The sequence below is a fragment of the Paenibacillus borealis genome, from assembly GCF_000758665.1.
GTDB classification, from domain to species: domain Bacteria; phylum Bacillota; class Bacilli; order Paenibacillales; family Paenibacillaceae; genus Paenibacillus_AQ; species Paenibacillus_AQ borealis.
In genome coordinates, this window is record NZ_CP009285.1 from 5705380 (window position 1) to 5718674 (window position 13295).

The 13295-nt window shown below is 54.2% G+C and carries 11 protein-coding genes; 3 read left to right on the top strand and 8 right to left on the bottom strand.

The genetic code is table 11. From position 1 onward, the window contains the following. Positions 1-114 precede the first annotated feature (114 nt). Positions 115-909: a Nif3-like dinuclear metal center hexameric protein gene (locus PBOR_RS24485; protein ID WP_042216214.1), complete on the bottom strand. Its 795-nt coding sequence runs from the start codon at positions 907-909 to the stop codon at positions 115-117. A gap of 35 nt (positions 910-944) precedes the next feature. Then, positions 945-3038: an alpha-glucuronidase family glycosyl hydrolase gene (locus PBOR_RS24490; RefSeq protein ID WP_042216216.1), complete on the bottom strand. Its 2094-nt coding sequence runs from the start codon at positions 3036-3038 to the stop codon at positions 945-947. Positions 3039-3054: 16 nt separating this feature from the next. Here PBOR_RS24490 and PBOR_RS38645 point away from each other — a divergent pair, with 16 nt between their 5' ends. Next, positions 3055-3333 (top strand): helix-turn-helix transcriptional regulator, encoded by a 279-nt coding sequence (locus PBOR_RS38645; protein ID WP_425415503.1) that lies wholly within the window; start codon positions 3055-3057, stop codon positions 3331-3333. A gap of 82 nt (positions 3334-3415) precedes the next feature. Here the strand turns inward: PBOR_RS38645 and PBOR_RS24495 are convergent, their stop codons facing one another. Then, positions 3416-4048 (bottom strand): GntR family transcriptional regulator, encoded by a 633-nt coding sequence (locus PBOR_RS24495; protein WP_245647889.1) that lies wholly within the window; start codon positions 4046-4048, stop codon positions 3416-3418. 244 nt (positions 4049-4292) lie between these two features. Here PBOR_RS24495 and uxuA point away from each other — a divergent pair, with 244 nt between their 5' ends. Continuing rightward, positions 4293-5369, top strand: coding sequence for a mannonate dehydratase (uxuA, locus tag PBOR_RS24500; protein WP_042216219.1), 1077 nt, complete (start codon positions 4293-4295; stop codon positions 5367-5369). Further along, a complete protein-coding gene (locus tag PBOR_RS24505; protein ID WP_042216220.1) occupies positions 5370-6986 on the top strand; it encodes a mannitol dehydrogenase family protein in 1617 nt (538 codons plus the stop codon). A 96-nt stretch (positions 6987-7082) separates the two neighbouring features. On the opposite strand, the gene PBOR_RS24510 is transcribed toward PBOR_RS24505, so the two are convergent. The 5 genes from PBOR_RS24510 to PBOR_RS24530 all read right to left on the bottom strand — a co-directional run bounded on the left by PBOR_RS24510 (position 7083) and on the right by PBOR_RS24530 (position 13267). Then, a complete protein-coding gene (locus PBOR_RS24510; protein WP_042216222.1) occupies positions 7083-8090 on the bottom strand; it encodes an alpha/beta hydrolase family protein in 1008 nt (335 codons plus the stop codon). Further along, positions 8068-8751 carry a GNAT family N-acetyltransferase gene (locus PBOR_RS24515; RefSeq protein WP_042216224.1) on the bottom strand — a complete coding sequence of 228 codons (684 nt, stop codon included), beginning with the start codon at positions 8749-8751 and terminating at the stop codon, positions 8068-8070. The genes PBOR_RS24510 and PBOR_RS24515 overlap by 23 nt, the downstream gene beginning before the upstream one ends. Then, positions 8748-9542, bottom strand: coding sequence for a MerR family transcriptional regulator (locus PBOR_RS24520; RefSeq protein WP_052429624.1), 795 nt, complete (start codon positions 9540-9542; stop codon positions 8748-8750). The genes PBOR_RS24515 and PBOR_RS24520 overlap by 4 nt, the downstream gene beginning before the upstream one ends. A gap of 177 nt (positions 9543-9719) precedes the next feature. Next, positions 9720-11306 (bottom strand): glycoside hydrolase family 43 protein, encoded by a 1587-nt coding sequence (locus tag PBOR_RS24525; protein ID WP_042216226.1) that lies wholly within the window; start codon positions 11304-11306, stop codon positions 9720-9722. Beyond that, positions 11303-13267: a YjhG/YagF family D-xylonate dehydratase gene (locus PBOR_RS24530; RefSeq protein WP_042219869.1), complete on the bottom strand. Its 1965-nt coding sequence runs from the start codon at positions 13265-13267 to the stop codon at positions 11303-11305. The genes PBOR_RS24525 and PBOR_RS24530 overlap by 4 nt, the downstream gene beginning before the upstream one ends. Positions 13268-13295 lie beyond the last annotated feature (28 nt).

The following is a 13295-nucleotide window of genomic DNA, read 5'->3' on the forward strand; positions in this document are numbered from 1 at the left end:
ATATAGAATTCCACTATATGATAGTTGAGTACAGGGGGCAAACCGCAATATGAGAAGACCTGAAGGGACAGTCATTGTCCCCGGGTCTTCATACCTTCAAAGAGGTTGCGCTAATTATACAATTTGAAATACCGGCTGGTCTTGAATGTAATGCACCGGCAATTCCGGAAACTGCAGGGTCAGCCGCTGCGCCAGCAGCTTCATCCCCGGTGCTTCACTCTCCGCATGGCCAAGCATAATTAATGCCCGGCTTCGGCCCTGCCGGACGGCATCCCGGATATATTCCGGCGTCTCCCACTCCGGGCCCTCACCGGCGATGACCAGATCCAGTGACTCCTGCTCAAATAAGGGAATGGCGGCTGCACTGCCGCCTCTGTAGCCAACCAGCACTCCCACTCTGCTGCATGCAGCGGATAAATCACCTGCTGCACGGACATAGGGGATATGCAGCTGCCGCTTCAAATATCCGGCAATCTCTGAAACTGTCGCAGAAGGAATGGAGAGAATCGACACATGGGGCAGATGCCGTTCAACATACGGCTCCCATTCCAGCTCCCGCAGCAGCCCTTCCGTGATCCCGTCCGGTGTATAGCGGTGCACATAGTCATGGAAGCGGTAAATGCCTACACCGGTGCTGGCAATCAGTGAAGATTTCTGCAGGTATACAGGATCATTCTCCAGCCCATCCCGGTTATCCTGATGGCTATAAAAAACCCCTTCATGTGTAATGATCAGATTGGCGCCAAGCAAGGCCGCCTGCTCAATTACATGTTGCGAAGCGCCGAAGGCGGTCACAATCCCCTGCACTTCTGACTCCGGAGCACCAGGCTCCAGCCTGTCTACCGTTCCATCCGGTTTGCGGATTCCTGCTGTTAAATGTTCAATAACCTGTCTGAAAGTGAGCGTCATGATCCTGCCCCCTCCTAATAGTCCCTTATCAACCCTCAATAGATCTTGCGTGCTCCGGAATCTTCTATGCCGCTCTTGCGGTAAAAGTAAGTATTGATCTGATCACGCCACTCCTTGGAATGCGCAGCCTGTCCCCGCAGACGTTCCTCCACCTGCGCATACAGTCCTTCTGCGATACTGCCCTTCAATCCGCTCCAGGCTGCCAGCAGCCCATCAGCACGTTCCGCACCTGCAAAATGGGTGTCGTAGATATGCTGAATCACGGTTTTGCCGGAATTCAGCACATGGGTATACGGCACATGATGGAAGAACAGCAGCAGTTCATCCGGACATTCTTCAAGCGAATCATAGCGCTGCGCATTGCTGCCCATGTACTGGGCGCTGTAGCCGGTGCCTGTGGCCACAGTCCGGTCTACACCGATTCCCTGATGATCGGCATAATGGTAGGTGCCCCATTGTGAATATTCATAGCCGTCAACATTAGGTCCATAGTGATGCTCGGGATTAATCATCCAGCCCACGCCAAGCGGTGCCGTATAGGATTCGTAAATCTCCCAGGAATCCAGTAAAATCCGGCTGATCACGCCGGCAACCGCTGCATCTGTTCCGAACGTCAAGGAAATCCACTCCGCGGCAATTTCTTCCGCGCTCAGCTCCGGGTTCCAGGCCAGACGCCCGAATCCGTAGAGATTCGCCTGGGCCAGCAGATGTCCGGTCCAGTTCAGGTCATTACCCACATTAGACACCGCGGCCACACCGCTGAAACGGTTGCCCCATAGCGAGCCGTCGACGATATGCTTCACCGGAGCCGCTCCGCCTTTGGCCAGCGTATCAAATTCCATAATCTCTTTCCATTGGGGAACCAGGTAACAGACATGACGCTGCTGTCCGGTATACTCCTGGGCAATCTGAAATTCTATCACCTGATTCGTCTGTTCAAGCGCCCCGAACAGCGGAGATACCGGCTCTCTGACCTGGAAATCCATCGGGCCGTTCTTGATCTGCAGAATTACGTTATCGTGGAACTTGCCGTCAAGCGGTTTGAAATGATCGTAGGCTGCTCTCGCCCGGTCTGTCTTGCGGTCACGCCAATCCTGCTTGCAGTTGTACACGAAGCAGCGCCAGATGACGATGCCGCCGAACGGCTCCAGCGCCTCCGCCAGCATATTCGCGCCATCGGCATGATCCCGCCCGTACGTGAACGGGCCTGGCCGGTTCTCTGAATCGGCCTTGACCACGAATCCGCCGAAATCGGGAACCACCGCATAGATTTCAGCCGCTTTCTTCTTCCACCACTCCCGGACTCCGGCGTCCAGCGGATCTGCGGTTCCCACTTCACCTTCATGCATCGGACCGGCGAAGTTCACGCTCAGGAACAGGCGGATGCCATAAATACGGAATACATCAGCGATCCGGGCAACATCAGGCAGGTAGGTGGAGATAAACAATGTTTCCAGCGCATGAACGTTCACGTTATTGATCGCAATGGCATTAATGCCTGCGGTAGACATCAGCCGCGCGTAATCGGTAATTCTGTCCAGATCATCCGTGAACCGGTTATTCTCATAGAGGAAGGATCTGCCCGAATAGCCCCGTTCTACACTACCGTCGAAATTATCCCAATGGTTGATCATGCGCAGCGCGTTCACCGGATTCACCGTTTCATCCAGACGCTCAATCTCCTTCTGGCTTCCAATCAGGCGCAGGAGGTGGAAGACACCATACAGTACACCTGCCGGAGATGATGCCCCTACGGCAATGCATTTATGGGTCAGGCTGGTGCGGACTGCGAACCCTTCCGGTCCTACCGCCTGTATAGCCGCTTCATCAAATATAGCTTCGATCAGTGGATTGCCGCCATGGAAGGTACCGAACGCTACGGTGAATCCATCCGCAGCCGGTTCAGCCCCAGACTCCGACTCAATGTCCAGCATCGAGGTAATTCCTCTCTGCCATTCACGCAGCGCCGCTTGCACCGTATCCTGCTCTTCCGTCACGGATACGGCTGCTCTGCACCATTTCACATATTGCTTATATAGATTGCCTTGCGGCAGCTTCGGATAGCTTAACCAGGCGTCGTATCCGCTTCCGGTTATTGTGGCAGCCTGATTGTCCGGTTGTTGTCCCATGCCCATATCTCCTCCAGTGTATTATTCATGCTTAACGGGGCGCCCATCTTGTATACTAGATCCTGTTCAGGTTCATCCTACCACGCAGCCGCCGGACGGGAACATTGTCAAATCATGCAATTATTTACCCAAATCAAGCAGGTTTCAGCTATACAAGCTGGAGCTGCCCTATGACAGCCATTACGGATTTGACGATATTGCCTCGGAGCTTGGGATCAGCGCCTCGCACTGCTACCGGGTGTTCCGCCAGGTCTTCGGCACCTCGCCGCGTGAATACCGCGAGTCCGGACAATAAGCTGACATGCCAAATATCCCTGCCTTCATGTCTCATGAGTGCAGGGATATTTGGCATCTGCCGGATGGATCAGCTTATGGATTTATTTCTTGATATAGGTGGCGAAATGCTCCTGAAAGTTCATCGAATCAATATCCGCCCGCAGATGATGATGCAGCAGCTCATCGATGCCCGCCGTGTCACCCTGGACTATATAATCCAGCAGCTGCTGATGCTCCTGCTGAATCGTAGCCAGCTTCTCATCCTTCAGCATGTGCAGCTTGCGGTAGCGGATGTAATGGACATTGAACTGCTGCAGCACTCCCCACAGAAATTCACGGCCGGCCAGGCCAAACATCGTCCGGTGAAATTGATCATCCAGCTGCAGAAAAACCTCGGCCCCTTCCGCCTGCTCAATACATTTCTGCTGCTGCGCAAGGTTGTTCCGCAGCTCATGCAGCCCTTTCAGTGGGATATTTCCAGCCAGTGACTTCATAATTTCCTTCTCCAGCACATTGCGGAGATAGATAATCTGCTCCACCGACTCCAGATCTATGTACGAGACCAGATTGCCTTTTTTGGGATAAATGTCGACGTACTGCTCCAGGGACAATTGCTTCAGTACATCCCGGATCGGTGTCCGTGACAGCTGGAAGCGTTCAGAAAGCGCGGTTTCACTGATCATCGACCCGGGCTTCAGCTCCAGGGAGAGGATTTCCTGTTTCAGATGCGACATTATTTCTTTCTTGGAAGTCATGGAATGGACCAACTTTCTGTACAGGATTCTTCTCCAACTATTATATAGAAAAGAAGCAGGAATTTCATTGACAAAGATTCAAGCTTATTCTATGATCATTACGAATCCTAACTTGTATACAAGATAATCATATCACAAAACGTTTCATCCGTAAGGTCAATTGCCACAAGGCTTCAGAATGCTTTTATTTGTATTTATGTTTAATACCAAGGAGGAAATGACAATGAATATGACTTGGAGATGGTATGGCGAGGGCAACGACAATATTACCCTGGACCACGTACGTCAGATTCCGGGAGTAATGGGTATCGTCTGGTCGCTGCATCACAAGGTAGCCGGTGAAGTATGGGAAATGGAAGAAATCCAGAAGGTAGCCGATCAGATTACAGCCAAAGGCTTCAGCACAGCGGTTGTTGAGAGCGTTAACGTTCATGATGATATCAAAATCGGGCTGCCGTCCCGCGACAAATACATCGACATCTATATCGATACCATCCGCAAGCTGGCCAAGGTTGGCGTTAAGGTCATCTGCTACAACTTCATGCCGGTGTTCGACTGGACCCGTACAGAGCTGTATAAGGAGCTGCCGGACGGCTCGAATGCACTCTTTTATGAAAAGGCTGCCATTACTGATAATCCGCGTGAAATGGTTGACCGGATTCTCAAGGGCGCCGGTGAATTCACGATGCCGGGCTGGGAGCCGGAGCGGCTGGAGAAGCTGGATGATCTGTTCGCGGCTTACGCCGATGTTACCGAGGATATCCTGTTCGACAACCTGAAGTATTTCCTGGAGCGTATCATTCCGGTGTGTGAAGAAGTTGATATCAAAATGGCGATTCACCCGGACGATCCGGCCTGGCCGATCTTCGGACTGCCGCGCATCATCCGCAGCCGCGATTCCATCCGCCGTTTCCTGGACATGGTCGACAGCCCGTACAACGGTCTTACCTTCTGTACAGGTTCGCTTGGAACCAACCCGCAGAATGATCTTCCGGCGATGATCCGCGAATTCCACGACCGGATTTATTTCGCTCATATCCGCAACGTGAAGGTATTCGACAATGGCGACTTCATCGAAGTATCCCACCGCGGACGCGATGGCAGCGTGGATGTAGCCGAAGTTGTCAAAGCGTACCATGAGAACGGATATACCGGTTACGTGCGTCCGGACCATGGCAGACATTTATGGGGCGAAGAGAAAAACTGCCGTCCGGGTTATGGCCTGTACGACAGAGCGATGGGCATTATGTATCTGCTGGGCGTATGGGACAGCCTGGAGAATGCCAAGGGGGCGAAATAAATGCTGAGCCTCACCAGAAGCAGCATTGCGGACCGTGCAGCCTGGGAAGCCGCCGGTGTAGAGCTGCCGCAGTTCGATTTCGCAGCGGTAGCACAGAATACGCTGGAGAAGCCGGAGTGGGTTCACTTCGGCGCAGGAAATATCTTCAGAGGTTTCGTGGCCAATGCACACCAGAAGCTGCTCGACAACGGCAAGGCAGATACCGGCATTATTGCTGCCGAGACCTTCGACTTCGAGATGATTGATAAGGTCTATAAGCCTTACGATAATCTGACCCTGCTGGTATTGATGAATGCACGCGGCGACTTCCAGAAGAGAATCGTCAGCAGCATCGTGGAAGGCATCACAGCGGATAAGAACCGCGAAGCGGATTACAGCCGCCTGACCGCGGTGTTCGAGAATCCCAGCCTGCAGATGGCCAGCTTCACCATTACCGAAAAAGGCTATTCCCTTACTGGTCCGAACGGCCAGTATCTCGGCATCGTAGAGAAGGATATTGCTGGCGGACCGGATCAGCCGGTCCATGCGATGAGCATCGTAGCTTCCTTCGCTTACCGGCGTTATCTGAAGGGACAGTACCCGATGACCTTCGTCAGCATGGACAACTGCTCGCATAACGGCGACAAGCTGAAGAACGGCATGGTTACGATCGCCAAAGAATGGGCGGCCAAAGGCCATGTAGAAGAAGGCTTCGTAGCTTATCTTGAGGATGAGCAGAAGATTACCTTCCCGCTGTCGATGATTGACAAAATCACGCCGCGCCCGTCCGAATCGGTTCAGGCAGCGCTGCTGGAGCAGGGAATCGGCGGCATGGATGTGATCGTCACCTCCAAGAATACGTACACTGCGCCGTTCGTCAACGCCGAGATCAGCGAGTATCTGGTAATTGAGGATAAGTTCACGAACGGCCGCCCTGCGCTGGAAGAAGCCGGTGTAATTTTTACCGACCGGGATACGGTCAACAATGTGGAGACTATGAAGGTCACCACCTGCCTCAACCCGCTGCATACGGCGCTGGCTGTAACCGGCTGTCTGCTTGGTTACACGCTGATCGCCGATGAGATGAAGGATGATACCTTGCGGAAGCTCGTGGAGATCATCGGCTACAAAGAAGGTCTGCCGGTGGTGGTAGACCCGGGCATTCTGAGTCCGAAGCAGTTCCTCGATGAAGTGCTGCAGGAACGCTTCGCCAATCCGTTCATTCCGGATACCCCGCAGCGGATCGCGACCGACACTTCGCAGAAGGTCGGCATCCGCTTCGGCGAGACGATCAAGGCGTATGTACGCCGCGAAGACCTTGATCCGGCGCAGCTGACCGCCATTCCGCTGGCGATCGCGGCCTGGTGCCGGTATCTGCTCGGCGTGAACGATGAAGGCGGCGTGTTCGCGCTGAGTCCTGACCCGCTGCTGGAATCTTTGCAGGCCCGGCTTGAAGGAATCACGCTGGGCGCGAATGCAGAGCAGGCAGCGAAGATGCGGGCTGTTCTCGAAGATCAAGCCATCTTCGGCGTTGATCTGTACGCCATCGGACTGGGCCAAGTCATCCAGGGCATGTTCACTGAGATGCTGGCGGGACCCGGTGCTGTAAGGGCTACGCTGGAGAAGTTTGTCGGCTGATTGGCAGACGATACGAGATAAGTACTTACCGAAAGACCGGGACGGTTGGTCCCGGTCTTCTTTTATATCCAAACCCTCCGTTCTTCCTTCCACACTTCAGCCTTGTTTACTCAGAAACAGTTCAATCTGCTCCATATAACCATCAACCGTAATCTTCCGCGGGGCAAAGAGACTGATCATCAATGCACGCAGTGCAGAATCAGCCGTTTGGACCCGAAGCATAGAGTGCTCGGTGTCCGGGAACAGCCTAACCGTGAGCAGTGAGGCAGGGCTGATGTTCTCACGGTACACCGACTCCGTTTGCTCCACATCTACATTCAAGTCCTCTTCGCCAAGCAGCAGGAGCACCGGGGATTTGAAGTTCTGTAGCTCTTTCGAAGCGTCGGACAGAAAGTTCCGGCGGACAAATGACCAGCGTTCTGCGGACATTTTCTCCTTCGGATGAGTCAATTGAGCATATTCCTCATAGTCTGCCCCCCGAAGCAAAAGCTCGTCTACTTGCTGCTCATAGGTGATCTGACGCTTAATTTCCTCGGCGGTACAACCGTCCTTCTTCATCTGCTGCCGGGTATTATACGCCCCCTGCTGCAGCCAATTGATGGCCGGCGAGACCAGAATGCTGAATGCGAGCGTTTCTTGTGCCGCAAGTTTCGGAATCACCCAACCCGCTTGGCTAGCTCCCCATACACCAATCCGCCCGCTATCCACGAACGTCTGTGTTCTGGCCCAGGCCAGGGCCTGCCCGGCTTCCTCCACCCGATCCTCGATACTCTGCTCAAGCCAGTTGCCTGCGGAGCCATTGATTCCTCTTTTATTAAGCGACAGAGAGGCATAACCCAGCGAGGCGAGCCGTTCCCAGAGCGGTTTATATCCGTCATTATGTGAAGCATCGACCGGTCCGTCGCCATGGATGAATAGTACTAAACCCAATCCGCCTGCGGCGTTCTTGGGGAGCGTCAGTGTCCCCGTTAATTTGCCCTGCGGGGTGGGAATCTCAACGGACTGCTCTAACATTTCAAAAGTATTCTGACGCACAATATAAAGACCCGCACCAAGCAGTATACCTAACACGATGATTAAGCTAATTGCGGTTTTCTTGTTCATATGAACCTCCATATTGCCTGCAGATCATATACTCCCACTTCACTTCACCGGACAGAAACTTGCTTAACAGGCTATACTCTTCCGCTTGGGTGCTGAATCCAAACCGTTCATACAAACTCTTGGCAGCCCTGTTGTTTCCGGAGACATGCAGGCTTAAATATGTTAATCGCGGATGATCCTGCATAAATTGTTGTGCCCGGCGTATCAGCAGTTGCCCTACACCTTTACCCTGATGTTCAGGATGAACCGCAAGATCTGCGATATAGCATTCTCCCGGTAATGGGTCATAGTTCAAGCAATAGAGTGTGGCCAGCAGCAGCAGTGTATTTCTTGTGCCAATCCCTGTAATTTGCTTCCATACAGAAAGCTTAGCGGATTCAGCCGCCTTTCCGGTGATACTTACAGAGTTCTTGTGCCACTTCATGCTAAGGGTACCCACCACTATCCCGCCTCGCAGCGCCACCACCCGTTTCGTGCACAGACCTTCCGCTGAATGCCCCAGCAGCTGCTCGAAAAACTCGGCTAACTCCCCTGGATCAACCTTGGTTAGCGCCATAAACTTACTCTGGAATCCATGCACAATGATCCGGCTGACCTCAAGATTATGTTCCGGCTGTATGTCTACAGTGGTAATCGTTTTGGGAGCAGAAGAATTAGTCATAAAGTATCTACGCCCGAAGCGGCTTCGGTTTCAATGCAGAGCAATATCTCATAATGGAGCATGCCCTGGCTGAACAAAGAGAGGTAGGATTTCTCGATAAGAATAAGCGGACCCGGAAGTTCACCATATTCATGCTCAGCATGGCGGCAGAATTGTTCAATAGCCTTCACAAGCCCGGATTCATCTTTCACCTGTAACTTAAAAGAGAGATAGTTCCCCGCCGGTAAAATCCGTCCAGTTCCTCCGCCCCGCTCCACAGCGGTATACAATGAGACAGTATCCGTACTGTCATAAACATAATGAATATCCGTTTCGAACAAATGGCTTACCCCTGCAGACTGTTCCACCAGTGTTCTTGCATCAAGAGCGGCTGCCGAATCCATGTCAAACCACTTTTGCAGCTGCAATGCTTCACGCATCTTCACGCTGTAGCTCTGCTTGTTTATTTGATAATCACGCTGCTCATGCAGAACCTTCCAGAGGAGCTGCTCCAGCTGCTGGAGCCTGGCAATCTCTCTGCCTACCTCCCCCAGCGAGTGATGCAGCTTCTCTTCCATCGCCTGCTGTCCGTCCTCCGCCATACTTTCCTTTATGGCCTGCACGGGCATCCCCAGCTTGCGCAGCAGCATAATCTGCGAGAGCTGATAGATCTGGTCTATGCCATACTTGCGATACTGGTTCGTATCCGTATAGGAAGGGAGAAGCACCCCTTTTTCCTCAAAATACCTGATCTGATGAACCGACACCCGCATAAGCTCGGCCAACTCGCCAATTGTAATTTCCGCCCCCACCAGTTATCCTCCTCACTTCCCTGCTTATGGCTTCAATGATATACCTTAGGCCAGACCTAAGGTCAATAGCTTAGTTAGAATTGTAAAAAGGCGGCACGTAAGAACGATGTAATGGATATACAAACGCTCTTTCTGTGACGCCTGGTCCTATCGTATTTCAATCAATATTAAGTACGCTTACACATCAAACTCCCGGTACTCAAAATAATCGAAATCCGCCGCATGAAGCGTTCCGCTCAAATCCTGCACACACATGCCGATAAATGTGCCGGTAAACCGGATATAGGCCGGGAAATCATCGGACAGATGATAGATTTCCATGGGCCCGCCGATCTTCTCCCAGTCAGACTTCCCGGCCCGGTAATAGAATTGGGCGAATTCCCGGTCAATTACTACCTTCAACGCTACGCCTACTCCCGATGGCAGCGGGACATCCGCAGTCAGGGTATCCTCGTAAACCCCGTCCCGGGAGCGGATGATGCCCACGCATTTCCCCAGGGTCTCATCATGAGTGATCCGTAAGTAGAGATAATCCTTCGTATCATAATAGACGATCAATCCGGCCATTTGCTGGAAATGCTGCGGCTCGAATTCAATGGCAGTTTCGGCGCTGCAGCGGAAGGCCTGCTGGCGCAGGGCGACCAGACTCTGGCGGTGCAGGGAGCTCATCGATTCCCTGCCGCGCAGGCGCAAATATCCGGGGCGCTCCCGAAGCGAGAGCCACGATTCCTCAGCGGGCACACGCAAGGTGCTCCAGCGGACACCCAGCTCCGGATCATCGAAATCATCACGGGGAGCCGGAGCGGAGAATGGATGCGCCGGAATGTTAGGCCCCGGCACGGTAAGCGCCGGAGCATTCCTGCCGCCGGCCAGGGCGAGCCAGCCGTCATCCGTGAATTCGCAGCGCTGAATCGCTGTCTCCCGGCCCAGATTGCAATAATGGTCTTTCACGGGACGGCCGCACAGATGCACCATATACCATTCACTGGTATGCGTCTCCACCAGACTGGCATGTCCTGCCTTCTGCAGCTCCAGTTCACGGTTTCCGGCAGAAGTCAGTACCGGATTATCTGGGGATGTTTCGTACGGACCTTCAATCTGCTTCGACCGGGCTACCGTCACCGCATGGTTATACTGTGTACCGCCCTCGGCTGTGATGAGGTAATACCAGCCGTCTTTCCGGTACAGGTGCGGTCCTTCTGTTAGCTTCAGCTCCGTTCCCTTGTAGATGGGAATAACCGGACCGGTCAGCCCCTGCTCTTCTGCCGAATATTCCTGCAGCACAATGCCGGCGAAGCTGTTATTGCCCGGCCGGTGATCCCACAGCATATTGACCAGCCATTTGCGCCCGTCTTCATCATGAAACAGCGAGGGATCGAAGCCGCTGCTGTTCAGATACACAGGCTCGGACCAGGGACCTTCAATATTCTCTGCGGTCACCAGATAATTAGGCGTATCCTTGAACGCTCCCTGTCTGCTTTTGACATCGGTATAGATCAGATAAAACAGTCCCTTATCATAAGTAAGGCAAGGTGCCCATACGCCTCCGGAATCCGGGTCACCTTCCATATTCAGCTGAGATTTGCGGGTTAGCGCATAGGTAAGCGGCCGCCAGTGTACCAGATCGCGGGAATGATGAATCCGCACGCCGGGAAACCACTCGAAGGTGGAGGTAGCGATATAATAGTCTTCCCCCGCCCGGCAGACCGACGGATCCGGATGAAATCCGCGAAGAATCGGATTATGAATCAGATTTCGGCTCATTGTTTCTCCTCCAATGCTTGCCGTCCTGCTTCCAGTAAGGCAATGATTCTGTCCGTATCGTAGACACAGCCCTGCCAGGTCCCTCCGCTTGCCGCCTGCAGCGCAGCCCATAGCCGGGTATCGTCAGGCAGCCCCGGATCAACAGCAAGCCCCGGATGCGGAGTCCTCGCGTTCAGAATCTCCGTCCCGGCTTCCTTCGACAGCGGCTGTCCCCCTCCTCCGCCTTCCCCGACCAGATTCACACTCCCCTCCAGGTTCACGGTATCGATCAGCACCTCAACCCAGTCATTGTCCCGCAGCTTCCCGAGGGGGCCGCCGGCCAGCGCTTCCGGACCCATATGCCCGATGCAGGCGCCGGTGGACACACCGGAGAAACGGGCATCCGTGATCAGCGTGACATACTTGCCGTATGGCAGGTGCTTGAGCGCAGAAGTCAGCTGATAGGTCTCTTCCATTCCTGTTCCGCTTGGCCCACGGCCGATGATGGCCAGAATATCGCCGGCCTGCACCTTGCCGTCCTTGATGCTTCGGATCGCATCCTTCTCGGCAGTGAACACTTTCACTCTTCCCGTATGCCTGTAAACTCCCTCGCTGTCCAAGACGGAAGGGTCAATCGCTGCCGATTTGATTACTGCCCCTTCCGGGCAGAGATTGCCGGTGGGGAAAGTCATCGTAGATGCCATTCCCTGCCGCTTGGCTTCTTCCGGACGCATAATCACAGAATCCGGGTCAATGCCATCCGCTTCCTGCAATCTCCGGCGCATATCGGCACGTCTCTGCGAAGTCTCCCACCAGTCGAGATTCTCGCCCAGCGTCCGCCCCGTCACGGTCAATACGGATTCGTCAATCAGTCCCAGCCGCCGCAAATGCAGCATGACTTCAGGGACACCGCCTGCCAGAAATACGCGGATCGTCGGATGCGGCACCGGACCGTTCGGAAGGACACTGACCAGCCGGGGAACCTTACGATTCACCTCGTTCCAGTCATTGACCGAAGGAATCTTCAGCCCGGCGGCATGGGCAATGGCCGGCAGATGCAGCAGGAGATTCGTCGAGCCTCCGAACGCGGCATGGAGCACCATCGCATTCTTAATCGCCTGATCCGTAAGAATATCGCTCATTACTATTCCGCTCTGTACCATATGCTGAAGCGCACGGGCCGACTGGCGGCCGATATTCTTCCAGACAGGCTGCCCCGATGGGGATAGAGCCGAATGCGGCAGTGACATGCCGAGAGCTTCAGCGATCACCTGGGCGGTTGCCGCTGTACCGAGGAATTGGCAACCGCCTCCCGGGGTAGCACAGGCCCGGCAGCCCAGATCCGCTGCATCTTCGAGCGAAAGCTCCCCGTTGCTATACCGCGCCCCGATGCTCTGCACCTTGCCGGCATCCTCACCGTTAACTGGCGGCAGGGTAACGCCGCCGGGCACAATAATGCCCGGCAGCTGACGCATGCCGGCAAGCGCCAGCATCATAGCGGGCAGGCCTTTATCGCAGGTGGCTACGCCGAGGACTCCCTTGCGGGTAGGCAGTGAGCGGATCAGCCGCCGCAGTACCATGGCAGCATCATTCCGGTAAGGAAGAGAATCGAACATGCCCGTGGTTCCCTGGGAGCGTCCGTCGCAGGGATCGCTTACATAACCGGCAAACGGGATCCCCTCGTTCACGGTGATCTCCTCAGCAATCTCTTCCATCATCACGCCGATCTCCCAGTGGCCTGTATGGTAGCCAAGCGCAAGCGGGCTGCCATCCTCCCGCCGGATTCCGCCCATTGTGCCGAGAATCAGATATTGCGGCCTGTTCAGCAGCAGCGGATTCCAGCCCATGCCCGCATTCTGGGTCATCCCGAAGATTTCCCCGCTTGGAGCACTGCGGAGCTGCTCCCCCGTAATCGGCAGCTTGCCTGCCGGTCCTTCCGCAGCAGTATGTACAGGAACAGAATCATCTATAGCTTCCCTCATGATCTCTTGCAAAGTCAGTCCCACGCTC

Coding starts and splice junctions, on each gene's coding strand:
- PBOR_RS24485 (WP_042216214.1), bottom strand. CDS start 909: ATGACGCTCACTTTCAGACAGGTTATTGAACATTTAACAGCAGGAATC.
- PBOR_RS24490 (WP_042216216.1), bottom strand. CDS start 3,038: ATGGGACAACAACCGGACAATCAGGCTGCCACAATAACCGGAAGCGGA.
- PBOR_RS24495 (WP_245647889.1), bottom strand. CDS start 4,048: ATGTCGCATCTGAAACAGGAAATCCTCTCCCTGGAGCTGAAGCCCGGG.
- uxuA (WP_042216219.1), top strand. CDS start 4,293: ATGAATATGACTTGGAGATGGTATGGCGAGGGCAACGACAATATTACC.
- PBOR_RS24505 (WP_042216220.1), top strand. CDS start 5,370: ATGCTGAGCCTCACCAGAAGCAGCATTGCGGACCGTGCAGCCTGGGAA.
- PBOR_RS24510 (WP_042216222.1), bottom strand. CDS start 8,090: ATGAACAAGAAAACCGCAATTAGCTTAATCATCGTGTTAGGTATACTG.
- PBOR_RS24515 (WP_042216224.1), bottom strand. CDS start 8,751: ATGACTAATTCTTCTGCTCCCAAAACGATTACCACTGTAGACATACAG.
- PBOR_RS24525 (WP_042216226.1), bottom strand. CDS start 11,306: ATGAGCCGAAATCTGATTCATAATCCGATTCTTCGCGGATTTCATCCG.
- PBOR_RS24530 (WP_042219869.1), bottom strand. CDS start 13,267: ATGAGGGAAGCTATAGATGATTCTGTTCCTGTACATACTGCTGCGGAA.